The 23808-nt window shown below is 35.9% G+C and carries 23 protein-coding genes; 15 read left to right on the top strand and 8 right to left on the bottom strand.

Going from position 1 to position 23808, the window contains the following annotated elements; all coding sequences use genetic code 11:
• Window positions 1-33: 33 nt before the first annotated feature.
• On the top strand, window positions 34-738 hold the full coding sequence (locus BLT95_RS04370) for a TlpA disulfide reductase family protein (RefSeq protein WP_089664915.1): 705 nt from the start codon (window positions 34-36) through the stop codon (window positions 736-738).
• 2 nt (window positions 739-740) lie between these two features.
• Here the strand turns inward: BLT95_RS04370 and BLT95_RS04375 are convergent, their stop codons facing one another.
• Together BLT95_RS04375 and BLT95_RS04380 are read right to left on the bottom strand one after the other, a co-directional pair.
• Window positions 741-1703, bottom strand: coding sequence for a lytic transglycosylase domain-containing protein (locus BLT95_RS04375; RefSeq protein WP_089664916.1), 963 nt, complete (start codon window positions 1701-1703; stop codon window positions 741-743).
• Window positions 1700-2416, bottom strand: a complete 717-nt coding sequence (locus BLT95_RS04380) for an alpha/beta hydrolase (RefSeq protein ID WP_089664917.1) — start codon at window positions 2414-2416, stop codon at window positions 1700-1702. The genes BLT95_RS04375 and BLT95_RS04380 overlap by 4 nt, the downstream gene beginning before the upstream one ends.
• A 101-nt stretch (window positions 2417-2517) precedes the next feature.
• Here BLT95_RS04380 and BLT95_RS04385 point away from each other — a divergent pair, with 101 nt between their 5' ends.
• Window positions 2518-3231 (top strand): pirin family protein, encoded by a 714-nt coding sequence (locus tag BLT95_RS04385; protein ID WP_089664918.1) that lies wholly within the window; start codon window positions 2518-2520, stop codon window positions 3229-3231.
• A gap of 11 nt (window positions 3232-3242) precedes the next feature.
• Complete coding sequence (locus tag BLT95_RS04390) at window positions 3243-3539, top strand: N-acetyltransferase (protein ID WP_089664919.1); 297 nt, start codon at window positions 3243-3245, stop codon at window positions 3537-3539.
• On the opposite strand, the gene mtaB is transcribed toward BLT95_RS04390, so the two are convergent.
• Window positions 3536-4867 carry a tRNA (N(6)-L-threonylcarbamoyladenosine(37)-C(2))-methylthiotransferase MtaB gene (gene mtaB / locus BLT95_RS04395; protein WP_089664920.1) on the bottom strand — a complete coding sequence of 444 codons (1332 nt, stop codon included), beginning with the start codon at window positions 4865-4867 and terminating at the stop codon, window positions 3536-3538. The genes BLT95_RS04390 and mtaB overlap by 4 nt on opposite strands.
• A gap of 164 nt (window positions 4868-5031) precedes the next feature.
• Here mtaB and BLT95_RS04400 point away from each other — a divergent pair, with 164 nt between their 5' ends.
• A complete protein-coding gene (locus BLT95_RS04400) occupies window positions 5032-5292 on the top strand; it encodes a hypothetical protein (RefSeq protein ID WP_172822565.1) in 261 nt (86 codons plus the stop codon).
• On the opposite strand, the gene BLT95_RS04405 is transcribed toward BLT95_RS04400, so the two are convergent.
• Both BLT95_RS04405 and BLT95_RS04410 read right to left on the bottom strand, forming a co-directional pair.
• Window positions 5289-6461 carry a GlmU family protein gene (locus BLT95_RS04405; protein WP_089664922.1) on the bottom strand — a complete coding sequence of 391 codons (1173 nt, stop codon included), beginning with the start codon at window positions 6459-6461 and terminating at the stop codon, window positions 5289-5291. The two genes, BLT95_RS04400 and BLT95_RS04405, sit on opposite strands and share 4 nt — an antisense overlap.
• Window positions 6462-6582: 121 nt before the next feature.
• Complete coding sequence (locus BLT95_RS04410; protein ID WP_089664923.1) at window positions 6583-6837, bottom strand: type B 50S ribosomal protein L31; 255 nt, start codon at window positions 6835-6837, stop codon at window positions 6583-6585.
• A gap of 149 nt (window positions 6838-6986) precedes the next feature.
• Here BLT95_RS04410 and BLT95_RS04415 point away from each other — a divergent pair, with 149 nt between their 5' ends.
• From BLT95_RS04415 to BLT95_RS04430, 4 genes are read left to right on the top strand one after another with little or no spacing between them, the layout of a single operon-like run.
• Window positions 6987-7517: a DUF4199 domain-containing protein gene (locus BLT95_RS04415; protein ID WP_089664924.1), complete on the top strand. Its 531-nt coding sequence runs from the start codon at window positions 6987-6989 to the stop codon at window positions 7515-7517.
• A gap of 3 nt (window positions 7518-7520) precedes the next feature.
• Window positions 7521-8480, top strand: coding sequence for a glycosyltransferase family 2 protein (locus tag BLT95_RS04420; protein ID WP_089664925.1), 960 nt, complete (start codon window positions 7521-7523; stop codon window positions 8478-8480).
• 49 nt (window positions 8481-8529) lie between these two features.
• Window positions 8530-10260, top strand: a complete 1731-nt coding sequence (locus BLT95_RS04425) for a phospho-sugar mutase (RefSeq protein WP_089664926.1) — start codon at window positions 8530-8532, stop codon at window positions 10258-10260.
• Window positions 10261-10270: 10 nt separating this feature from the next.
• On the top strand, window positions 10271-12094 hold the full coding sequence (locus tag BLT95_RS04430; protein ID WP_089664927.1) for an ABC transporter ATP-binding protein: 1824 nt from the start codon (window positions 10271-10273) through the stop codon (window positions 12092-12094).
• A 27-nt stretch (window positions 12095-12121) separates the two neighbouring features.
• Here the strand turns inward: BLT95_RS04430 and BLT95_RS04435 are convergent, their stop codons facing one another.
• Window positions 12122-12475, bottom strand: coding sequence for a hypothetical protein (locus BLT95_RS04435; RefSeq protein ID WP_157718013.1), 354 nt, complete (start codon window positions 12473-12475; stop codon window positions 12122-12124).
• Between the two features lie 352 nt (window positions 12476-12827).
• On the opposite strand from BLT95_RS04435, the gene BLT95_RS04440 reads away from it, so the two are divergent.
• Genes BLT95_RS04440 through BLT95_RS04450 form a run of 3 tightly spaced genes read left to right on the top strand, consistent with a single transcriptional unit; the run spans window position 12828 to window position 14394 of the window.
• The gene (locus BLT95_RS04440) at window positions 12828-13373 is read left to right on the top strand and encodes an RNA polymerase sigma factor (protein WP_089666845.1); all 546 of its coding nucleotides are present in this window, start codon (window positions 12828-12830) and stop codon (window positions 13371-13373) included.
• Window positions 13374-13401: 28 nt separating this feature from the next.
• Entirely contained in the window at window positions 13402-13935 is a 534-nt protein-coding gene (locus BLT95_RS04445; RefSeq protein WP_172822566.1) for a hypothetical protein, read from the top strand.
• Window positions 13936-13938: 3 nt separating this feature from the next.
• On the top strand, window positions 13939-14394 hold the full coding sequence (locus BLT95_RS04450) for a hypothetical protein (protein WP_089664930.1): 456 nt from the start codon (window positions 13939-13941) through the stop codon (window positions 14392-14394).
• 84 nt (window positions 14395-14478) lie between these two features.
• Here the strand turns inward: BLT95_RS04450 and BLT95_RS04455 are convergent, their stop codons facing one another.
• Window positions 14479-15546, bottom strand: coding sequence for an oxidoreductase (locus tag BLT95_RS04455; RefSeq protein WP_089664931.1), 1068 nt, complete (start codon window positions 15544-15546; stop codon window positions 14479-14481).
• A gap of 72 nt (window positions 15547-15618) precedes the next feature.
• Here BLT95_RS04455 and BLT95_RS04460 point away from each other — a divergent pair, with 72 nt between their 5' ends.
• Window positions 15619-16830, top strand: a complete 1212-nt coding sequence (locus BLT95_RS04460) for an RsmB/NOP family class I SAM-dependent RNA methyltransferase (protein ID WP_089664932.1) — start codon at window positions 15619-15621, stop codon at window positions 16828-16830.
• Window positions 16831-16908: 78 nt separating this feature from the next.
• On the opposite strand, the gene BLT95_RS04465 is transcribed toward BLT95_RS04460, so the two are convergent.
• The gene (locus BLT95_RS04465) at window positions 16909-17475 is read right to left on the bottom strand and encodes a DUF4377 domain-containing protein (RefSeq protein WP_089664933.1); all 567 of its coding nucleotides are present in this window, start codon (window positions 17473-17475) and stop codon (window positions 16909-16911) included.
• A gap of 137 nt (window positions 17476-17612) precedes the next feature.
• On the opposite strand from BLT95_RS04465, the gene purL reads away from it, so the two are divergent.
• The 3 genes from purL (at window position 17613) to BLT95_RS04480 (ending at window position 23797) form a co-directional block, all read left to right on the top strand.
• Entirely contained in the window at window positions 17613-21278 is a 3666-nt protein-coding gene (gene purL, locus BLT95_RS04470) for a phosphoribosylformylglycinamidine synthase (RefSeq protein ID WP_089664934.1), read from the top strand.
• Between the two features lie 123 nt (window positions 21279-21401).
• Window positions 21402-23183, top strand: coding sequence for an AMP-dependent synthetase/ligase (locus BLT95_RS04475; RefSeq protein WP_089664935.1), 1782 nt, complete (start codon window positions 21402-21404; stop codon window positions 23181-23183).
• 161 nt (window positions 23184-23344) lie between these two features.
• On the top strand, window positions 23345-23797 hold the full coding sequence (locus BLT95_RS04480) for a MarR family transcriptional regulator (protein WP_089664936.1): 453 nt from the start codon (window positions 23345-23347) through the stop codon (window positions 23795-23797).
• The last annotated feature ends 11 nt before the right edge of the window (window positions 23798-23808 follow it).

A 23808-nucleotide genomic window follows, 5' to 3' on the forward strand; every position in this document is an offset into this window, starting at 1 on the left:
ATATTTTTGCGGCAAACAAGCCCCATTAATTGCATGAGAAAACTATTACTAGTTTTTTTATTTATTGGCCCCTCAGTATTTTCCCAGCAAGAAAACTTGCAGGAGAAAAGCTTTTTTACTCAGGAGCTATACATGCATCTTTCCGATTATAACCGAAAAGCAGACTTAGCATACAGGTTTAACGACTACGAAAAGGGAAAACAGCTTTTTGAGAATTTCACTAATGATCACTTAGAAGGCTCTTATATGGATAATTTTAAATTCCAGAGTCTTAAGAAGAAGGAGGTAAACCTGTATGATTATGATAAACCAGTATTTTTAATTACCTACGCTTCCTGGTGCATCCCTAGTAAAGGTGAGATCCCTGCACTTAATGAACTTGCTTCAGAATATACAGGGAAAATAGATTTTGTAGTTCTATTCTGGGATAAAAAGGATAAAGTTAAAGAGTTAGCACAACAATTTTCTTCCGATATTTCAGTAGTTTATGTTGATGAATCCAAAAACAATGGTGCTTATGTAGTTAGGCAATTAAAGCATTCGCTTGGTCTTCCAACCTGCTTTTTACTGGATAAAGATAAAAAGATCATGGATATTAGAAGAAGTGTTTTTCCTCCGATGCATACCGGAGAAGAAACCGCTTACCGTGAAAATTATATTGCCCTGGAAACTTCAATTTCCAAAAACCTCGTAAAGGAATATGACGAGGTTTATGCGGATAACATACAGGTGGAATAAATCTATTTTCTCATCTCTGGATAATAGCCTTCTTCAGGTATATCTATATAATATGTTTTTCTAGACGCATTTTTTAAATGATCATCTCTTAACCAGGGATTATGCACCTTTAAAATTTTATAATTGATATGAAATTTTTCAGCGAAATCTGGAAAGTCATTTACTACGGTATCTACTTTCACTTTTTCGACAGGGATATGCTTATATAGATCTTTATTAGTAAAGCTAAATCCATACTTTTCAGGATGATTCATAATCTCTTTCAAAGCAAGGATTCTAAATACATACCTTCCTGTTTCTTCCCCCAATAAAAGGTCATAATAATCACCTACTTTTTGTCTCTCTAATTGCTTATCTACTCCATATTGACCTGCATTGTATGAAGCTGCCGCTAAAGTCCACGAACCGAATCGTGCTTTTGCCTTTTTCAAATAATCTGCGGCCACACGAGTAGATTTTTCAATATGGTAGCGTTCATCTACATTCCCATTAATTTCCAGGCCATACTCTTTACCTGTTCCTTCTAAAATTTGCCAAAAACCTACCGCTTTTGCTGGAGATACAGCCTGAGTAAGGCCACTTTCTATGACTGCTAAATATTTAAAATCATCGGGGATGCCCTCTTCTTTCAGAATAGGTTCAATCACAGGAAAGAATTTATTAGCTCTTTTCATAAGCAATAAGGCATTTGATTGCCAATATGTATTCACCAGTAACTCACGATCCATTCTTTCAAAAACATCCGGATCGTTTAATGGAACCTCTTCACTTGCAAATTCTAAATCTTCAGGCATTGGCAAAGACATGATTTTATAGGAATCTGCCACACTCTTAGAAAGACTCTGCTCTGATCTTTTTTCATTCTTCTCTGTAGGTTCAGTCTGCTCCTGCTGTACTGCATTTATACTAACCGCGCAAACAGTAAATAAACCAACTATCAACAACCCATTCTTTAAAATTTTCATAGCTCTTTATTATTTTTTTTGTTCTCCTTTTTATTTTTCATTTTCCCCGTAATAATCAACTCAGGTAAATTTTCATTGAACCAGCGAAACCTGTTAATGATCATTATATGGGTTCCACCTTTAACAACAATGGCTTTTTCAATATTTTTGATTGGAAACACTTCATCCCTGTCTCCATGAATATGTATCACCTTTTCATCAGGTTTTTCACATTTCCAGTTCACCATGTTTTTAATAGCCCAATCTAGATACTGCTTATCTGTAATTGAAATATACTGCTTATACAACCGGGCTCTCTTCTTTAAAAAATCACCAAAGGCAAACTTTTCAAAATGATCTACATAGGTCGCCAGGCTGGTAGGAATCATTTTAAAAAGACCTGTTCTGGACGCAAACCTCATTCTTGCTGGCAACTCTTTTGTACATTTTACACTGGAAATAATAATTAATCGGTATAGATCCAGATGTTTTGCCATTTCCTGTACAATTACCCCGCCAAATGACACACCTATTAAAGCGATATTTTCGTGAAGAATATGTTTAGTCATTCTTTCTGAATACTTTTCAAGACTTTCATTAAGCTCTGGTATTTCCCATTCAAGCAAATGAACTTTAAACCTTTCCTCTGGTAAACTAAGTTTTTCAAATATTGCTGAATCTGCTGCCATACCTGGCATCAAATATACATGAGTAAGCTTCACCTCCTGTTTCATTTTAACATGTATATAACAAAGAATGCTAGCATTAAATTGTAAATTTAACCATCAAAATTACTGCTTAATACTTGACTTTCAAACTTACTAACTCACAAAAAATGGAGAAAGTAGCACATCCTGCCAATTCACGGGGAACTGCAAATTATGGATGGCTTAAGGCTAATTACTCTTTCAGCTTTGCAAATTTTTTCGATCCTAAAAGAACCCAGTTTGGTCTTTTAAGAGTATTGAATGATGATTATGTTGAAGCCGGAATGGGTTTTGGAACGCATCCCCATGAAAATATGGAGATTATTTCTATTCCTCTGCTAGGTGAGATTAGACATAAGGATTCTATGGATCATACTGAAGTGATCTCTACAGGAGAAGTCCAGGTGATGAGCGCCGGTACCGGAGTAGAGCACAGCGAATTCAACTCTTCCAAAGAAGAATTAAACTTGCTTCAAATCTGGATATTTCCTGAAAAGAATGGACTGGAACCCAGGTATGATCAAAAAGATTTTTCTGCTTTAATGGAACCGAATAAACTTATAAATATCGTTTCACCAAAATCTGATCAATCAGAAAATTCACTGTTTATAAATCAGCAGGCATATTTGCATCTTGGTGATTTTCAGGATGGCAGGAAAATTGAGTATACACTGAAGAGTAAAAACAATGGAGTCTATGTTTTTTTAATTGAAGGCGATGCGGAGGTTGAAGGAACTATACTTAAAAAACGAGACGCTTTAGGGATCTGGAACACTTCCAACATATCTCTGGAGTTTAAAAACCCATCAAAGGTTCTTCTAATTGAAGTGCCTATGAACTAAATTTACTAGAAATGAGCGATGAAGATTTAATCATTACAGACAATGAGTTTTTGAGACAATTTGAAACTCAAATAAATGAAGAACTGGCTACCATAGAATATTCACAACAGGAGAGAAAAATTTTCCTGACTAAATTAAGAATGCCTGATAATAGTGAAGACAGACAGGAAGATTTTATAAAAGCAGTGCTTGCTGAAATTAAAGAAAGAAATACACGTGTAGTTCCCACCAGTCCTGAAATTGCCGGGTTCATTAGAAAAAACAGAAGAAAATATAAAGATCTCTTACCAGTAGGTATTAATATTTAGACGGCAATAGCCTCTGGTATTTCCTCAAACCGTACCAGACCATCTCCATCAATTTCAGTTAATCTAATTTTCTGAAGGGTATTAACCTTAGTAGGATTCCACGGAGCTTTTACTTTTACGTAATTCTCAGTAAATCCATGAATATAACCTTCCTTATTTTCCCCTTCAAATAGAACCGTACCAGTATTTCCCAACTGACTTTCGTAAAATGCCCTTCTTTTTTTTGCCGACAAGCCTCTTAACATTTTACTTCTTTTCTTACGAATTTTTAGAGGTACAACAGCTTCCATATTTACAGCAGGCGTATTATCCCTTTCAGAATAAGTAAAAACATGCAGGTAAGAAATATCCAGGTCATTCAAAAAGTTATAGGTCTCAAGAAAATGCTCGTCTGTCTCCCCGGGAAATCCTACAATCACATCAACTCCAATACAAGCATTTGGCATTACCTTTCTAATTCTGCTTACCCTATCCACGTAAAGATCGCTCAGATATCTACGCCTCATGAGTTTTAAAATTTCATCGCTTCCACTCTGTAACGGAATATGGAAATGAGGAACAAATGTGCGGCTTTTGGAAACGAAATCTATAGTTTCATTTTTAAGAAGATTTGGCTCAATGGAAGAAATTCTCAGTCTTTCTATACCTTTAACTTCATCCAGTGCTTTTACTAGGTCTAGAAACGTATGTTCGTGTTTCTTATTACCAAATTCTCCTTTTCCGTAATCACCAATATTTACGCCTGTAAGTACAATTTCTTTTATACCCTGGTTAGAAATTTCAGATGCATTATTTAAAACATTTTCCAGCTTATCACTTCTGGAAATCCCCCTTGCTAAAGGAATAGTACAATAGGTACATTTATAATCACAACCATCCTGAACCTTTAAAAATGCCCTGGTTCGATCTCCAATCGAATAAGAACCAACATAGAAATCGGCTTCATTGATCTCACAGGAGTGAACCTCTCCTAAATCGTTCTTGGTAAGATCGTTAAGATAATCTGTGATTTTAAATTTTTCAGTAGCTCCTAAAACCAGGTCTACACCATTTACAGCGGCAAGTTCTTCTGGTTTTAACTGGGCATAACATCCTACGGCAATCAGGAAAGCATTTTCATTTGCCTTCTGAGCCTGTTTCACAATAGTCTTGAATCTTTTATCAGCATTTTCGGTAACCGAACAGGTGTTTATCACGTAAATATCAGCCTTTTCTGAAAACTCTACACGTTGGAAACCTTCATTCTCAAAGGATCTCGCGATAGTTGAAGTTTCTGAAAAATTCAGTTTACAACCCAATGTATAAAATGCGACTTTTTTAGATTCCATAGACTACTTTTTACTTCCAATATTTAAATCGGGCTGCAAAGATACCAACTAAAAATGTTTCTATAAAATGATCTTAAAAACTGTAATATCAAGACAATGTAAAAGTTATCTTGAGACATGGCATTTTTAAGTATATTTCGATGATTTTTATTCAAAATAAAGTGATGAACTACGGGACTATCTATAGCACTAAATCTACTGTTAATCAAAATCTTAGTGCGCATAGTGATGAAGTTTCAAAGAGATCATATTCTGGCTCTCAATTTCAACAGGTGTTGCATCGAGGTCGTATTTCAGATGAAGATATTGAAAAATTCTACTCAGGTATTCTTATAGCGCATAAGAAGAAAAACTACAAAGTACTGGCGATTGCTGCAATACTTTTTCTTTTTTTAGGGTTTCTTTTTTATTTTTTAGTAGTCTAGCTACGTCTCCATTTCGAAGAATAATCAAAAATATGCTGTAAGATATTTTTATCTTCTCCTGTTAACTCAATTCCTCTACGCTTCATCACTAATTCAACTGTTTCAAATACTTTCTCCAGTTTATAGGTAGAAGTGCCTCCACTTCCACCCCAACTAAATCCTGGAATAAAATTTCTGGGAAACCCGCTACCAAAAATATTGGCACTAACACCTACGACCGTCCCTGTATTAAACATTGTATTAATACCACATTTGCTATGATCTCCCATGATCAACCCACAAAATTGCAAGCCGGTTTTTGCAAAATTCTCGGTATTATAATTCCATAATCTTACCTCGGCATAATTATTTTTAAGGTTGGAGTTATTCGAGTCAGCTCCTATATTGCACCATTCGCCTAACACCGAATTTCCAAGGAAACCATCATGACCCTTATTAGAATTTTGAAAAAGAACCGAGTTATTTATTTCCCCTCCGGCCCTGCAATTTGGCCCAATGGTGGTTGGCCCATATATTTTAGCTCCCAGCTTAACTGTAGCGCTTTCACCTAATGCAAATGGGCCTCTAATTAAAGAACCTTCCATAACAATGGCGTCTTTGCCAATATAGATTGGGCCCGTAGAAGCGTTTAGACTACAATTTTCTACAACAGCACCATTTTCTATGAAAATATTCTCAGGACATTTAACATAGTTAGATTCATCAATTTTTTGGGAATTCCTATTGGTACATAATAACCCAAAGTCCATTTCTATGGCTTTCCCATTCTTTGAGAAAATGTCCCAGGTGTGCTCTATTTTAATCGTTTCAGCTTCCAGAACTATAGCGTTTAATTCCTGGAGATCAACCCCTTTATCACCCTTTTGAAAATATGCAATAGCATCCTCATTTAATATAAGTTTCTGGTTTTCTCTTAAAGACTTAATTTTTTCAGCTATTTCCTGGGTTGGCAGATAAGATGAATTAATGAAGATATTTTCATCTTCAAGCTTCAATGGCCATTTGCCACTTAAGTATTCTTCTGTTTTTGTAGAAGTTTCTGTATCTAACAATTTCTCCCATTTTTCCCTGATAGTCATAATTCCTACTCGCAGATCTGCAACGGGACGGGTAAAGGTAAAAGGTAAAAGGTCATTTCTGGAGGGACCGTCAAAAAGAATAAAGTTCATCGTTATTGAAATTTCATCAAAATTAATAGTTCCTGAACAACAAAAAAGGAATTCTCAAAAAATCATTAATGCAAAAAGCCGCTAAAAAGCGGCTTTATATATTTTCATAAAACAAGGAAAACTACTTTTTCTTGAATTTTGAGTATTTATTCTTGAACTTATCAATTCTACCTGCACTATCCACAAGCTTAGTTTGACCTGTATAGTAAGGGTGAGAAGTTCTGGAAATTTCCAGTTTTATCAACGGGTATTCAGTTCCGTCAACTTCAATGCTTTCTTTTGTCTTTGCAGTAGATTTTGTAATGAACACGTCTTCATTAGACATATCTTTAAAAGCTACTAATCTATAATTTTCCGGATGGATTCCCTGCTTCATCGCTTTGATCTTTTTATTTTCGAGGTGCAAATTTAACTAATAACTCCTGAACTACAAACAAAATTGAAAAAATTTTTATTGATTTCAGAATGTAACGTTTTGCTATATTTGTTAACTAACTGCTAAACTTATCAAACTTCAACTAACTCATGGAAAATCCAGCTAAAAAAATTTCAACTTCTTATGGTGTCTATTTAGGACTTGCCTTAATTTTAATTGTAGTATTAGCTTACGCCTTTGATCTCACTTTGTTTACAAAATGGTGGTTTGGAATATCGCTTCTGGCATTTGTGGTTATTATGGCTACAATGTCTACAAGCAAAGCTAAAAAAGTGAGCACAAGTCTGTTCAAATTTAAAGATGCTTTTGGAGCCTATTTTCTAACTGTATTTATAGGAACCTTTATATCTTTAATTTTTGGAATAATTCTTTTTAATGTTATAGATCCAGATGCTGCAGAAACCCTTACAGAGCTTACTATAGAATCTACCAGGGAAATGATGGCCGGTTTTGGTGCTCAGGAAGCACAAATTAATGAGGCGCTTGAAAAAATGCAAAATGAAAATCAATATTCTATAATGAATCAGTTAAAAGGATACGGGTTTCAGTTGATTATGTATGCGGTTATTGGTCTTATCGTTGCATTGGTAATTAGAGAAAAAGATAAAACAAACGTTTAATTAATGCAGATATCGGTTGTAATACCACTTCTTAACGAAGAACAATCTTTAGTAGAATTATATAATTGGATCGCAAAAGTACTGCGATCCAATTCCTTTTCTTATGAGATCATATTTATAGATGATGGTAGTACAGATGGCTCCTGGCGTACTATAGAATCACTTTCAAATAATGATGTTCGGGTTAAAGGCATTCGTTTTAATCGCAACTACGGAAAATCACAGGCATTACATGCAGGTTTTCTAAAAGCTCAGGGAGATGTTGTAATTACAATGGATGCAGATCTTCAGGACAATCCAGAGGAGATTCCTGAATTATATAATATGATCGTTAAAGAAAATAACGATCTGGTCTCAGGCTGGAAAAAGAAACGCTATGACAATGTGATTACCAAGAACCTTCCTTCTAAGGTCTTCAATGCTGCGGCACGAAAAACTTCCGGAGTAAAACTTCACGATTTTAATTGCGGATTAAAAGCATATAGAAATGAAGTCATAAAAAATATTGACGTTTATGGTGAAATGCACCGGTATATTCCCGTTTTGGCAAAAAACGCGGGTTTTTACAATATCACCGAAAAAGAAGTTCAGCATCAAGCCAGGAAATATGGAAAGACAAAATTTGGTGTAAGCCGTTTTATTTATGGTTTTTTAGATCTTATAAGTATCTGGTTTCTTTCAAAATTTGGACGCAGACCGATGCATCTATTCGGGGCACTGGGAGTACTTATGTTTATAATTGGTTTTATTTCAGCTGGATGGATAGGACTTTCAAAACTTTATAAATTATACCATGGGATGCCGAATATTCTCGTGGTAGACAATCCATGGTTCTATATTTCACTCGCAGTAATGATCATAGGTACCCAGTTTTTTCTAGCCGGATTCCTGGGTGAACTTATATTAAGGTCTAAGAGAGAGAAAGAACGATATCTTATAAAGAAAACCACTTCTAATATTTAGCAGCTTTCAAGGATTAATCCTTATTTTTGCTATGTAAAATAATCTAATTATGGCTACTATTAAACCTGAAATTCTTCAGAAAGCCGAAGCATGGCTATCCGATATTTTTGATAATGAAACCAGGTCTGAAGTAAACAGGCTTATAGAACAGAATCCAAAAGAACTGGAAGAAAGTTTCTATAAGAATGCTGAATTTGGTACCGGTGGAATGCGAGGAGTCATGGGAGTTGGAACCAATCGCATCAATAAATATACGCTTGGGAAAAACACACAAGGTCTTTCAAACTATTTGAAGAAATCCTTTCCGAACAAAGAAATTAAGGTTGCCATAGCTTACGATTGCAGAAATAATAGTCAGGAACTTGCCAGGGTTGTAGCTAACGTCTTTTCAGCAAATGGAATCAAAGTATTTCTATTTTCAGAATTAAGACCAACACCAGAACTTTCATTCGCAGTAAAGAAATTAGATTGTCAATGTGGAATTGTATTAACAGCTAGCCACAATCCGCCAGAATACAATGGCTATAAGGTATACTGGGAAGATGGCGGTCAATTGGTGCCCCCTCAGGACACTGATCTGGTTGAAACTATCAATGCCCTGGAATATTCAGCGATAAATTTTAAAGCAAATGAAGAACTGATCCAGGAGATAGATACTGAAGTTGACAAAGCTTTTGCCGAGGCATCTGTTGAAAACGGAAGTTTTTCTAATTCAGCTTCAGCTCGAGAAAGTTTAAACATTGTTTTTACTTCACTTCACGGAACTTCCATCACTATGGTGCCGGAAGTTTTAAAGAAAGCTGGATTTACCAATGTTCACATCGTAGAAGAGCAGCGCGAACCCAATGGTAATTTTCCTACAGTAAAATCTCCAAACCCTGAAGAACCGGAAGCTCTTAAAATGGCACTGGAACTTGCAGAGGAAAAAAATGCCGATATCGTAATTGGAACCGATCCTGATTGTGATCGTCTTGGTGTTGCCGTTAGAAACCTAAAAGGAGAGATGGTTTTACTCAACGGAAATCAAACGATGCTCGTCATGACATGGTTTCTTCTGGAAGAATGGAAAACACAAGGCAAAATTAAAGGAAATGAGTTTGTGGCTTCTACCATAGTTTCCACTCCCATGCTGAAGAATCTTACAGAAGATTTTGGCGTAAAATATATGGAAGTGCTTACCGGCTTTAAATGGATCGCAAAATTAATAAAAGATCATCCAGAAATGGATTTTATTGGCGGAGGCGAAGAAAGTTTTGGCTATATGGTGGGTGATTTTGTTAGGGATAAAGATGCAGTTACCGCCACCCTACTGGCTTGCGAGATCGCGGCTAAAATGAAAGCTGAAGGCAAATCTTTTTACGAAAAACTTCTTGAACTTTACACAGTATACGGTTTGTACAAAGAAGAACTTATTTCATTGGTAAAGAAAGGAATCCAGGGAGAACAGGAAATTAAGCAGATGCTGATCGATCTTAGAGAAAATCCATGGGAAGAGATCGATGGAGAAAAAGTAGTATTAGTTGAAGATTATAAAACCTCTATTGCTAAAAACACTCAGAACCATACTGAAGAAAAAATTACGACCCCTAAATCTAACGTTCTTATCTATTACACTGAGAATGGTACAAAGATCGCCGCCAGACCAAGTGGAACTGAACCAAAGATTAAATTCTATATCAGTGTAAACTCAGAATTAAATGCGGTTAAAAACTATGCTGCAGAGGATCAAAAATTGAGTGCTAAAATTGCCCGAATCAAAGAAGAATTAAAACTGGGCTAACCTATTTTAAATGACCTACTTCAGGAAAATACTTGAGTTCGCAAAGCCTTATAAACAATTTGCGATACTAAATATTATTTGCAATATTTTTTATGCGATCTTCAGCACCTTATCATTTATAGCCTTAATACCGGTTATACAGGTATTATTTGATAAAACGAAACGGGTTTCTAAAAAACCAGTTTGGGATGGACTTCGTGGTGCAAAAGACTATGTTACAGATTATTTTAATTATGAGGTTACTCAAAAGGTTAATGAAGATGAAGTTGCTGCCCTAGTTTTTATTTGTGGTATTGTAGTCTTGCTGTTTTTTCTTAAAAATTTATTCGGCTACCTGAGTTCGTTTTTTCTAACATTTTTGAGAAATGGGGTTTTAAGGGATGTTCGCGATGCGATGTATAAAAAAATTCTGGAACTTCCGGTTTCTTACTTTTCCGAAAAAAGAAAGGGTGATACCATTTCAAGAATCACGGCAGATGTAAATGAAGTACAAACCTCCTTTTTATCGATTCTTGAATTAATTGTTAGAGAGCCTCTTACGATCCTGTTTACCATAATCGCAATGCTGTTAATGAGTGCCAAATTAACCTTATTCGTTTTTATTTTCCTTCCTATTTCCGGCTTTATAATTTCGCTCATTGGAAAACAACTAAAAAAACAATCAAATTTAGCGCAGGAAGAAAATGGCCATTTTCTGAGTATTGTGGAAGAAACTCTTTCCAGCCTAAAGATCGTTAAGGGATTTAATGCTGAAAAAAGATTTTATAATCGATTTCAAAACTCAACAAACAGACTGAATGACATTTTAAACAAGCTGATCAACAGGCAGAATATGGCTTCTCCTACCAGTGAGTTCCTTGGTATATTTGTAATAGTGATCATTCTTTGGTTTGGAGGAAATATGGTCTTGGTGGAAGAAACCCTGGATGCCGCCACTTTTATCGCTTTTTTAGGTCTTGCATACAATATTCTCACCCCTGCGAAACAAATTTCTAAAGCTTCCTACAGCGTTAAAAAGGGTAATGCAGCAGCAGAACGTATTCTTGCGGTACTTGAAACTCCGTCAACGATTACAGATGTGCCAAATGCGCTGGATAAAAAGGAATTTGAAAAAAACATCAGTATTGAAAATATTAGTTTCGGTTACGAAGATGAAAAAGTATTGAAGAATTTCAGCATCGAAGTCCCAAAAGGAGAAACTGTTGCTTTAGTTGGTCAATCTGGATCTGGGAAGTCCACCATCGCGAATTTAATTACCCGCTTCTACGATGTGAACGAAGGAAGAATAAAGGTAGATGGTATAGATATTCGTGAAATAAAGAAATCTTCGTTACGTGATCTTATGGGGCTGGTAACCCAGGATTCAATCTTGTTCAATGATAGTATTCGAAACAATATTTTATTAGGTAAAGAAGATGCTACAGATGAAGAAATTATTGATGCCTTAAAAATAGCCAATGCATGGGAGTTTGTGAAAGAATTACCAGCACAGCTCGATACCAATATTGGTGATAGCGGAAATAAATTGAGCGGTGGTCAAAAGCAGCGTTTATCTATTGCTAGAGCAGTATTAAAAAACCCTCCGATAATGATCCTTGATGAGGCAACTTCTGCTTTGGACACAGAAAGTGAGAAACTGGTGCAAAAAGCACTGGAGAATATGATGAAGAATAGAACATCTGTGGTCATCGCTCATCGATTATCAACCATTCAAAACGCCGATAAAATTGTCGTTATGCAAAGGGGTGAGATCGTAGAACAGGGAAAACACCAGGAGTTAATCGCCTCTAACGGAACCTATAAAAAGCTGGTAGAAATGCAATCTTTTGAATAGTGATAAATTTTGAAATTTCAGCCTTCTTTATTTAGACAATTCACCAGCCTTAATTGCTTTTTGATAATTTGCTCTTATCTCAGGAAAGCTACCAAAGAACTTTTTACCATCTTTCCTTTTCAAACTTACCATTGTATTATTACCACTAGTCTTTATTTTGGTTACCTCAACAAGGGCTCCATCAAGCTGATCGTAATTTAAAGTTCCTCCTTTTTTAATGATAAAGTTTGGTTTTGGAAGTTTTATAAATGAGTAGTTATAATCTTCAGAACTTTCAATGACAAGGGTCTCCCCTACTTTAATATCATTTGAAACCTGGGCTTGACCAGACACTGAGACAAATATTATTAATATCAACGAAATTAAGTATAGAGATCTCATAATATGAAAATTTTTATTTCATAAAGATAAGAAAATACAAAAATAAAAAATGGATGATATAATTAAATACCATCCATTTTTATCAAAATTATTTCCACTTTGGGGCAAATGAAAATAATGAGATTCAATTCAATTTTTATAGGGGCAAAAAAAGGATTAAATCATGTTGTTGAGTCAAATATATACTAAAGTATCATGTCAAACAAAAATTTAACGCTTTTTATCACATTTTTTTACCTTTAAACGAATCAAATTATCATGTTTGCGTTTATTTTCCTACAAACAGATCCTGCATTTTTCCTTTTATAAGCCTGAAGCTTTCAATATCTTTACACGCAGTAATTTTCCAGATTTGCAAAATTCCGAAGATATATTAGTAAGCCGATTACAGGACAGCACTTCCTCTCAGGAAGCTTTCAGAGAGCTTATATCTGAATATAAGGAACGACTTTACTGGCATATTAGGAATATTGTAAAAAATCATGATGATACAGATGATATATTGCAGAATACATTTCTAAAAGTTTACAAAAACATAAATCAATTTAAGGGGGATAGTAAACTTTACACCTGGATGTATAGAATTGCAACTAATGAGTCTATTACTTTTTTAAATAAAAAAGCGCGAAGACTAAGCATCACCTCTGAAGAATTACAAAATAAGATCATTGATAACCTGGAAAGCGATGTCTATTTTGATGGTAATGAGATCCAGTTGAAATTACAGAAAGCTATTGCTACTTTACCCGAAAAGCAGCAACAGGTATTCGTTATGAAGTATTTTGAGGAGCTTAAGTACCGGGAAATGTCAGAATTACTAGATACCAGCGAAGGTGCATTAAAAGCATCCTATCACATTGCAGCAAAAAAAATTGAAGAATATTTAAAGTCCAATTAAACCATTACACAAAATTTGAGTCATAGAAGTGATGAAAACCAATAAGTCTACATATTCGCAAAACTCTGGCTTCAAAGTCCCTAAAGATTATTTCGGGAATTTTGAGACTGAGATGATGAATAGACTGGAAGATGAAAATTCTTATGATCTTCCAACTAGTGAAACTGGGTTTTCTGTGCCTGCAGGCTATTTTGCATCCCTGGAAGAAAAAATAATCAGTAAAAACAATAATGAGCCTCGTGTAATTAGCTTATTTAGGAAGGAATATCTGTTTTATGCTGCTGCCGTAGCTGCAATTTTTGTATTAATGCTTGGAAATTTCTTTAAAACAGGCAGCGATCAGCCACTTGGCTGGGATGATATTGAAATTTCAGCCTTAGAAAATTATATTGATGAAGGTTACGATATGGGATATATAGAATTAAATGCTTCAGAATATTCAGATTATGTTTTTGAAGATGGCAAACTTGTTGATGATTCAGATTTCAACACGGTCAATTCTGATGCTGTTTTTGATTATATTGATGAAAACATGGAAGACCCTAGCCTTATTTTAGAATAAACTATGAAGAAATTTGTATTAATAGTATTAGTTCTTTTTTCTACTTCTCACATGATGAGCCAGGAGGAAGATAGAGACGCTCAAAGAGAACGTATAAAAGCTCTTAAAGTAGCATTTCTTACTCAGGAATTAAATCTAAATAATAAACTTGCTGAAAAATTCTGGCCTATCTATAATGAGTATGAGTCGAAGAAAAGAGAATTACATAAAAGAGAACATATAGAGCTTGAGAACGTAGAATGTATTGATGAAGATAGCGCTAATGATCTTCTTGATGAATTCCTCTCTGTTGAAAATGAAGAATATAAGATCAAGAAACAGCTTTTTAAAGACCTTAAACAGATTATTTCAGCGAAAGATATTATCAAGCTGCATAAACTCGAAGATGAATTTCATAAAAAACTTATAAAAGAATATCGATCTAAGCGTGAGCGTAAAGATAATAACAGCAGTGAGTAGTAAATAAAACTATTCATATTTAGTTTTTTGGTTAGTTAGTAGTTATAATCCGGCAGATTCTTTGATCTGTCGGATTATTTCTTTCTACCGAAAGATCAATTTTGCTATCCTTCCCTTGCCGGCAGCATACGCCAGGGTATCATTTACAAATCTCAAAGTATAGAAGCCTTCATCAGATAATTTCTCCCAGGAGTTACCACCATCTTTACTATAATGAATGCCAGTGAAACCCGTAGCTAAAATTTCATTTCCTTCAGAGTTTGGAACATATCTAACACTACTCTTGTAACCTGGAGCTTTTCCTTCTGCAACTAATTTCCATGTTTTACCACCGTCTTTCGTAACAGCCTTATTTCCTTTATTCCCTTCCGCATTGGTATAATCACCTCCGATGATAATTCCAGTCTGCTCATCATAAAAATCTAAGCTATAACCTCCGGTTGTTGATTTTCCCTGTATAAGGGGTGTTTCAAAAACACTCCAGGAGTTTCCTTTATCTGGAGAGAAAAGGATTCTGGATTTCATTCCTCCGGTAAGTAACCAGGTCTTATCTCCTTTAACAACGATATTAGAATTACTTGCAGCAAAAGCAGCTTCCCCTTCAGCAGCCTGCGGTAAATTTTCACATTCTAATTTACTCCAGCTCTTTCCTCCATTCCGGGTAATTATTATGGAAATGCATTCATCGGTTGGATCTCCCATGGCTACACCTTCTTTATCATTCCAGAAAACCATGGCATCGTAAAATGCTTTTTCATCTTCTTCTTTATAAACCAGTTCCATTTTTCCTGAATCTCCTGTTTTAAACAACAATGCCGGACTTGCAACACTCAACATAAAAAAGTCATTTGAAGTACTTGCAATTGCTCTGTATTCAGGAACTATCGTATCAAATTTTTGAATATTGGTCTTCCAGGTTTTTTGAGTAGAATTGTATAGACCATACATTCCGTTATTTCCGGCAAATGCCAGGTTTTGCCCAATAACTTCTATAGCTCTTACACTTAAAGAATCATCCTCCAGTATCACGTTAGTTTCAACAGAACTAAAATATTCAGATTTGTTATTTTCAAGGTTTCCGGCCGTATTTTCTTTTGAAGACTCTTTACATGCAAAGGCCAATAAAATCAATAAAAAACTTATTTTTCTCATATTGGGAATTTGGTTCAAATATAAATTATTCCGAATCAAAAAAACGTAACTTTGCGGCTTTAAAGAATATTTATGCGCCTACACAGGAATCTTGTTTTTGCTACCGTTGATGCTTTAGCTGAAATATTTAATGAAGGAAAATATGCCGATAAGGTCATAGCAAATACCCTGAAAAGGGATAAACGCTGGGGATCTAGAGACCGCGGATTTATTGCAGAAACTACTTATGACATTGTGAGATGGAAAAGACTTTACGCTGAAATAGCTGAAGTAAAAGAACCATTTAAGAGAGAAGATATTTTTAGAATGCTTGCAGTTTGGTGTGTGCTAAGAGGTGTGAAGATTCCCGACTGGCCACAATTTGAAAAAACTCCTGAAAGACGTATAAAAGGCAGGTTTGATGAGCTAAGTAGAATTAGAAAATTTAGAGAGTCCATTCCAGATTGGATGGATGAGCTTGGAGAAAAAGAATTAGGAGAGAAAGTATGGACAAAAGAAATTCATGCACTAAATGAACAGGCTCCTGTAGTAATTAGAGTAAATAATCTTAAGACCAACTCAAAGGAATTAGCTGCAAAACTTAGTGAAGAAGGTGTAGAAACCAATCCTATCCGAAATTATCCCGAGGCACTGGAACTAAAGGAAAGAGCTAATATCTTTAAAACAAAAGCTTTTCAGGATGGTCTATTTGAAGTACAGGATGCCAGTTCTCAAAGAGTTGCCGAGCTACTTGATGTGAAACCAGGAATGCGAGTAGTAGATACCTGTGCGGGTGCTGGAGGAAAAACGCTGCATCTGGCAGCCTTGATGGAAAATAAAGGACAGATCATTGCCCTGGATATCTATGGTAATAAATTAAAGGAACTCAAAAGAAGAGCTAAAAGAGCTGGTGCCCATAATGTAGAAACCAGAAGTATTGATTCTACAAAAGTGATCAAAAAACTTTATAATTCTGCAGATAGGGTTCTTATAGATGCGCCTTGTAGCGGATTAGGTGTCCTAAGCCGAAATCCTGACGCCAAGTGGAAACTTCAACCGGAGTTTCTGGAAAAGATCAAAAATACGCAGTTAGAGATTTTAGAAAAGTATTCAAGAATTGTAAAAGAGGGCGGGAAATTAGTATATGCTACCTGTTCTATTCTACCTTCAGAAAATGAAAAGCAGGTTCAGAAATTCTTAAAAACAGAAATTGGTCGGGATTTTAAGCTATTAAAAGAGAAAAAAATTCTGTCAAACGAAAGTGGCTATGATGGTTTCTATATGGCTTTATTGCAGAAGGATTAAGACGATATCTTAAAAGATCATTTTCTTCAAGATGGAACAAGTATAGGATGAGATGGGAATATTTTAAAACGCTCATTTTTATTGAATCCCAATAAGTTTCAATTCATTATCCGGTGCATGCAAAAAGATTCCTGTTACTTCTTCCTGGTTCTCGATCTTAAGAGATAGTTCTTCACACAAATTATCACAATCTATAGTATATTCATCCAAAAGAGAGAATTGTTCACCTGTACCATTCAAAAAATTAGTGCCTCCCCATTTTAGTTTAATTTCAAAGCTCTCGTTGTCGTCTACCTTCTCCCTGGCATTGATACTTTGCAACGTATACTGAATTGAGGATGCATCCTGAAGTGGGTTAGGAACTGTTTCCTTTTTTACAGTAAGTTCGTACAAATATCCAGATGAATAATCAAACCCTTCAATGTTATCATAAAAATAAGTCCACTCTGCCCCTCCTATTGCCTCAGCTTCCTGAACTAATAATGTAAGTTGCGGAGCACTTCCAAAACCGGTTTGTTTAAAATGATTTACACGCATTTCTATTATTTCAGCCTCATTATCTTTATCTCTAATTAGCGAACAGGAACTTATTCCCATAAGAATGAGAATGGTCATTGCTGGTATAATACGGTTATTGGTATACATCCCTGAAGTTTTTGATTGATACTATTAAGATAGTGTTTATTCAAAAAAATTAAACTTTAACTTTCTTAAATTATTTAATCTCCCCGATAAAAAATCATAAATTTGTGCTTTTCAAAAACAACACAAACACAATATAAATGATCCTTTTCTTCGGAAACCAAACTACCAAGGTTTTTGCTGTGGAAACACACTCAGAACTTTCAGCCCAGGAAATTTCAAAACTAAACTGGCTTTTCGGAAATACTCAACAAATAAATAAATCTGCGCTGGCAGATTTTTTTGTTGGTCCCCGTGCCGCAATGATCACACCATGGAGTACCAATGCGGTGGAGATCACTCAAAATATGGGTATTCATGGCCTTATAAGAATTGAAGAGTTTTTGAGAGTAGATAAGCATTTTCATGATTTTGACCCGATGCTTTCTCAAAAATATGAAAGCCTAGATCAGGACATTTTTGATATTCATGTAAATCCAGCTCCAATAATAGAAGTAGATGATATTGAAGCTTTTAATCAAAAAGAGGGTCTTGCATTAAATACAGAAGAAGTAGAATATCTGGAAAAGCTCGCTGATAGATTGGGTAGAAAACTTACAGATTCTGAAGTGTTTGGTTTTTCCCAGGTAAATTCTGAACACTGTAGACATAAAATTTTCAACGGAACGTTTGTGATAGACGGTGAGGAAAAACAAGAGTCCCTCTTCAAACTCATTAGAAAAACTTCAGAAAAGAATCCTAACGACATTGTTTCTGCATACAAGGATAATGTTGCTTTCGTAAAAGGCCCAAGAGTGGAGCAGTTTGCTCCAAAAGCTCCTGATGTTCCCGAATATTATCAGGTAAAAGACTTTGATTCGGTAATCTCGATTAAAGCTGAAACACATAACTTCCCAACTACAGTAGAACCTTTTAATGGAGCAGCTACAGGTAGCGGTGGAGAAATTCGCGACAGGCTTGCTGGAGGAAAAGGTTCATTGCCCCTGGCAGGAACGGCTGTTTACATGACCTCGTATTCCCGTCTTGAAAAAGATAGAAAATGGGAATCCGGAATGAAGGAAAGAAACTGGCTTTACCAAACTCCTATGGATATCCTGATCAAAGCTTCCAATGGCGCTTCTGATTTTGGAAATAAATTCGGGCAGCCATTGATCTCAGGATCTGTCCTCACTTTTGAACATTCAGAACATGACAGAGCTCTTGGGTATGACAAAGTGATTATGCTTGCCGGAGGAATTGGATATGGAAAAAAGGATCAGGCTTTAAAGGATGTTCCGAATAAAGGAGATAAAATTGTAGTTCTTGGGGGAGAAAACTATAGAATTGGAATGGGCGGTGCAGCAGTTTCGTCGGCAGATACCGGTGAATTCAGTAGTGGTATTGAACTAAATGCGATTCAACGTTCCAATCCAGAAATGCAAAAACGTGCTGCAAACGCAGTTCGTGGAATGGTAGAGATTGATGAGAATCCAATTGTATCTATCCATGATCATGGTGCCGGCGGACATTTAAACTGTTTAAGTGAACTTGTTGAGGAAAAAGGCGGAAAAATAGACCTGGATGCTCTACCAGTTGGAGACCCAACACTTTCAGCGAAAGAAATCATTGGAAACGAATCCCAGGAAAGAATGGGACTGGTAATAGGTGAGGCTGAAATTGCTCAGTTAAGAAGAGTAGCAGACAGAGAACGCTCCCCAATGTATGAAGTTGGGAATGTAACCGGGGATCATCGTTTTACTTTTGAAGGAAAAAAATCAGGTCAGAAACCTATGGACCTGGAACTCTCAGATATGTTTGGGAGTTCTCCAAAGACGATCATGACCGATAAAAAAATTAAAAGGGATTATGAAGATGTGAACTATAACACGTCTAAAATTCATGATTACCTAAATCAGTTATTACAATTGGAAGCTGTAGCCTGTAAAGACTGGTTAACAAATAAAGTAGACCGTTGTGTCTCTGGCCGGGTTGCTAAACAACAAACCGCGGGACCTCTTCAGTTACCACTTAATAACTGCGGAGTAATGGCACTGGATTATAAAGGAAAAGAAGGGGTGGCGACCTCCATTGGGCACTCCCCTATTTCTGCGCTGATAGATCCGGTTGCAGGATCAAAAAATTCTATTGCAGAAGCGCTTTCAAATATTGTCTGGGCGCCATTGGAAAAAGGCCTGAAATCTATCTCACTTTCGGCTAACTGGATGTGGCCTTGTAATAATGAAGGTGAAGACGCAAGGTTATATGAGGCTGTTGAAGGAATCTCAAAATTTGCCATTTCGCTTGGAATTAATGTCCCCACTGGAAAGGATTCGCTTTCCATGAAACAGAAGTATAAGGACCAGCAGGTAATATCCCCAGGAACGGTTATAATTTCTGCAGCCGGGCATTCCAATGATATTTCAAAGGTAGTGGAACCTGTATTACAGAAAAACGGTGGAGATATTTACTATATCAATCTTTCTCAGGATAAATTCAAACTTGGTGGTTCCTCGTTTGCTCAAATACTAAATAAAGTTGGTCGTGAGGTTCCCACTATCAAGGATGATAAAAAATTTGCTGAAGCTTTTAATGCTATTCAGGAATTAATAAAAGATGATCTTATTCTGGCGGGACATGATGTCGCTTCTGGTGGATTGATCACTACACTCTTGGAAATGTGCTTTGCAGATGTCATGCTTAGTGCAGATTTAAATCTTTCTGCCCTAAAGGAAAATGACATCATTAAATTACTTTTCAATGAAAACTGCGGAATTGTATTTCAGGCTAAAGACAGTAAAGTAGAAGAAATTCTAAAAGAGAAAAAAATTGAATTTTTCAATATTGGAAAAGTTATAGAGAGCGAAGAGCTTAAAATTAAAAATACGGGGGCGAACCTAAGCTTTAATATTCCGCAACTTAGAGATACCTGGTATAAAACCTCCTTTCTACTTGACGAAAAACAAAGTGGAATTGATAAGGCCACAGAACGTTTTCATAACTATAAAGAACAACCCCTGGAATTCAAATTCCCGGAACACTTTACCGGAAAATTACCTGAACTAGAATCTAGCAAACCAAAGATCAAGGCGGCCATCATACGTGAAAAAGGTTCAAATTCTGAGCGTGAGATGGCTCGGGCAATGTATTTAGCAGGCTTTGACGTGAAAGATGTACATATGACCGATCTAATATCGGGACGAGAAACTCTTGAAGATATTCAGTTTATTGCCGCTGTGGGCGGATTTTCGAATTCCGATGTACTCGGTAGCGCTAAAGGCTGGGCCGGAGCTTTTCTATATAATGAGAAAGCAAAAACAGCACTGGATAAGTTCTTTGCTAGAAAAGATACACTTTCACTGGGAGTATGTAATGGTTGCCAGTTGTTTATAGAATTAGGATTGATCAATCCTCAACATGAACAAAAACCAAAAATGCTTCACAATGAATCACATAAATTTGAATGTAATTTTACTTCTGTAGAAATTCAGAAAAATAACTCTGTAATGTTATCTACCCTTGCTGGAAGCAAGCTTGGGATCTGGGCGGCTCATGGGGAAGGTAAATTTAGCTTCCCTTATGAGGAAGAGAAATATAATATTGTTGGTAAATACGGGTATGAAGGATATCCGGCCAATCCTAATGGATCACATTATAATACAGCTGTCTTAACTGATGACACTGGAAGGCACCTGGTAATGATGCCGCATTTAGAACGTTCTACTTTTCAATGGAATTGGGCTAATTATCCAAAAGGAAGAAAAGATGAAGTTTCTCCCTGGCTGGAAGGATTCGTGAATGCTAGAAAATGGCTGGAAAAGAAGCAATAAGCCGGTTATTTTATGATTTATATTGAAGGGATGTTAAAAACATCCCTTTTTTTTTGAATTATCAATTTGAAGTAGCCCTCTTTTTTGCTATTTTGCAAGGTATATCTAAAATTCTTCAACTACATGAATGAAATAAAACGTCTTTTCGACTTTCCATATTACCAGCTTGAAAATCATCCACTGGATGAAGCATTAGCTACAAAATATGATGGCAAATGGGAAACTCTTTCGACTCAGGAATATATTAATCAGGCAAATAAAATAAGTCGTGGTCTTTTAAGATTAGGGGTCAAACCAAATGATAAGATAGCCATTATATCTACCAGTAACAGAACCGAGTGGAATGTGATGGACGTTGGAATACTACAAATTGGTGCGCAAAACGTTCCTATTTATCCGACTATTTCTGAAGATGATTATGAATATGTTCTAAATCATAGCGAAGCAACTTATTGTTTTGTTTCAGATGAAGAAGTTTTGGAAAAAGTAAATAGAATTAAAGGTACTACACAACTTAAAGAGGTGTATAGTTTTGATAAAATTGCAGGTTGCCAGAACTGGAAAGAAATTCTCAAGAGCGGTGAGGATAAAGAAAATCAGGATGAAGTAGAAAAGTTAAAAAAAGCGGTAAAAAGTGACGATCTTGCTACCTTAATATATACTTCAGGAACTACCGGAAGACCAAAAGGTGTGATGTTAACACATGGTAATATAGTGAGTAATGTTCTGGGAAGTGCTCCCAGGGTGCCTTTTGAAACAGGAACTTATGTAGCCCTGAGCTTTTTACCGGTGTGTCATATATTTGAGAGAATGATCCTCTATCTATATCAGTATTATTCCGTGTCTATATATTTTGCTGAATCTATTGATAAGATTAGCGACAACCTTAAAGAGGTAAAACCTCATGTGATCACTGCTGTTCCAAGACTGCTTGAAAAAGTTTATGATAAGATCATTGCTAAAGGAACTGCGCTTGGCGGGATCAAGCAAAAATTATTTTATTGGGCAGTAGAGCTTGGTTTGGAATATGAGCCTTATGAGGCAAATGGATGGTGGTATGAAACCAAATTAAAACTAGCTAGAAAACTGATCTTCTCTAAATGGAAAGAAGGTTTAGGTGGCAATATTGATCTAATCGTTTCTGGAAGCGCAGCGCTTCAACCAAGACTGGCAAGAGTATTCGCAGCTGCTGAAATTCCGGTTATGGAAGGTTATGGTCTTACAGAGACTTCGCCGGTTATCGCGGTAAATGATGAACGCAATCATGGATTTAGGATTGGATCCGTTGGTAAAGTACTGGACAACGTAGAAGTGAAGATTGCTGAAGATGGTGAAATTCTTACTAAGGGTCCTAATGTTATGCGCGGTTACTATAAGGACGAAGAAAAGACTAAAGAGGTCCTTAATGGAGAAGGCTTCTTCCACACAGGAGATATTGGAGAAATTGATAAAGATGGTTTCCTGAAGATCACAGACAGGAAAAAAGAAATGTTCAAGACCTCCGGTGGGAAATATGTAGCTCCTCAATTAATCGAGAACACCATGAAACAATCCCGGTTTATAGAACAAATTATGGTGGTTGGAGATGGAGAGAAAATGCCTGCAGCTTTAATCCAGCCAAACTTCGAGTTTATTGAAGATTGGGCAAATAGAAAAAATATTGATCTTGGAGATGGCACTCCGGCAGATATTTCCAGAAATAATTTAGTAAGAGATAGAATTCAGGAAGAGGTTGATTTTTATAATCAGAAATTCGGTAAATGGGAAAGAGTTAAAACTTTTGAACTAACACCGGAAGCATGGACCATAGATGATGGCCATCTTACTCCTACTATGAAACTGAAAAGGCGTATCGTACGAGATAAGTATAGCGATCTTTATAATAAATTATACAGTCGCTTCTAAAAACATATTATGAAAATGATAATTAAAACTCCTCCCGACCAGAGGAGTTTTTTTATTTTAAGAACATTAGCCTCCATATTTTCAGTATATTAATATTTTTAAACAATTTTATTATGCATGCATAATATTTTTTCCTAACTTTGGATTCATTTAAAATCCAGATGAAAGAAAAAACAATAGATTATGTATTGCGCGCCACCTGGATGGCTGTTTCTAAAATGTATAATGAAGAAGCAGGAAAAGCTGGCAGCACAATGGCTACAGGATTTGCACTCTTAAGCATAGATCCTGAAGACGGCACGCCGTCTACTTCGCTGGGTCCGAAAATGGGCATGGAGGCAACAAGTCTTTCCAGAATTCTAAAAACTATGGAAGAAAAAGGTTTGGTTGTCAGAAAGAAAAATCCTCATGACGGCCGTAGTGTCCTTATTCACTTAACCGATTTTGGTAAAGAAATGAGGGACTATTCTAAGAGAGTGGTGCTTAGATTTGATGAAGCGGTAAAAGAAAATGTTTCAGATAAAGATCTTAAGACCTTTATTGAGGTAGCCAATACAATCACAGAATTAATAAGTGAAAAGAAAATATATACTGAAGAAATTAGTATTAGATAAAACAATAAAGA

Source organism: Gramella sp. MAR_2010_147, from assembly GCF_900105135.1.
GTDB lineage: Bacteria > Bacteroidota > Bacteroidia > Flavobacteriales > Flavobacteriaceae > Christiangramia.

Coding starts and splice junctions, on each gene's coding strand:
- BLT95_RS04370 (WP_089664915.1), top strand. CDS start 34: ATGAGAAAACTATTACTAGTTTTTTTATTTATTGGCCCCTCAGTATTT.
- BLT95_RS04375 (WP_089664916.1), bottom strand. CDS start 1,703: ATGAAAATTTTAAAGAATGGGTTGTTGATAGTTGGTTTATTTACTGTT.
- BLT95_RS04380 (WP_089664917.1), bottom strand. CDS start 2,416: ATGAAACAGGAGGTGAAGCTTACTCATGTATATTTGATGCCAGGTATG.
- BLT95_RS04385 (WP_089664918.1), top strand. CDS start 2,518: ATGGAGAAAGTAGCACATCCTGCCAATTCACGGGGAACTGCAAATTAT.
- BLT95_RS04390 (WP_089664919.1), top strand. CDS start 3,243: ATGAGCGATGAAGATTTAATCATTACAGACAATGAGTTTTTGAGACAA.
- mtaB (WP_089664920.1), bottom strand. CDS start 4,867: ATGGAATCTAAAAAAGTCGCATTTTATACATTGGGTTGTAAACTGAAT.
- BLT95_RS04400 (WP_172822565.1), top strand. CDS start 5,032: ATGAACTACGGGACTATCTATAGCACTAAATCTACTGTTAATCAAAAT.
- BLT95_RS04405 (WP_089664922.1), bottom strand. CDS start 6,461: ATGAACTTTATTCTTTTTGACGGTCCCTCCAGAAATGACCTTTTACCT.
- BLT95_RS04410 (WP_089664923.1), bottom strand. CDS start 6,837: ATGAAGCAGGGAATCCATCCGGAAAATTATAGATTAGTAGCTTTTAAA.
- BLT95_RS04415 (WP_089664924.1), top strand. CDS start 6,987: ATGGAAAATCCAGCTAAAAAAATTTCAACTTCTTATGGTGTCTATTTA.
- BLT95_RS04420 (WP_089664925.1), top strand. CDS start 7,521: ATGCAGATATCGGTTGTAATACCACTTCTTAACGAAGAACAATCTTTA.
- BLT95_RS04425 (WP_089664926.1), top strand. CDS start 8,530: ATGGCTACTATTAAACCTGAAATTCTTCAGAAAGCCGAAGCATGGCTA.
- BLT95_RS04430 (WP_089664927.1), top strand. CDS start 10,271: ATGACCTACTTCAGGAAAATACTTGAGTTCGCAAAGCCTTATAAACAA.
- BLT95_RS04435 (WP_157718013.1), bottom strand. CDS start 12,475: ATGAGATCTCTATACTTAATTTCGTTGATATTAATAATATTTGTCTCA.
- BLT95_RS04450 (WP_089664930.1), top strand. CDS start 13,939: ATGAAGAAATTTGTATTAATAGTATTAGTTCTTTTTTCTACTTCTCAC.
- BLT95_RS04455 (WP_089664931.1), bottom strand. CDS start 15,546: ATGAGAAAAATAAGTTTTTTATTGATTTTATTGGCCTTTGCATGTAAA.
- BLT95_RS04460 (WP_089664932.1), top strand. CDS start 15,619: ATGCGCCTACACAGGAATCTTGTTTTTGCTACCGTTGATGCTTTAGCT.
- BLT95_RS04465 (WP_089664933.1), bottom strand. CDS start 17,475: ATGTATACCAATAACCGTATTATACCAGCAATGACCATTCTCATTCTT.
- purL (WP_089664934.1), top strand. CDS start 17,613: ATGATCCTTTTCTTCGGAAACCAAACTACCAAGGTTTTTGCTGTGGAA.
- BLT95_RS04475 (WP_089664935.1), top strand. CDS start 21,402: ATGAATGAAATAAAACGTCTTTTCGACTTTCCATATTACCAGCTTGAA.
- BLT95_RS04480 (WP_089664936.1), top strand. CDS start 23,345: ATGAAAGAAAAAACAATAGATTATGTATTGCGCGCCACCTGGATGGCT.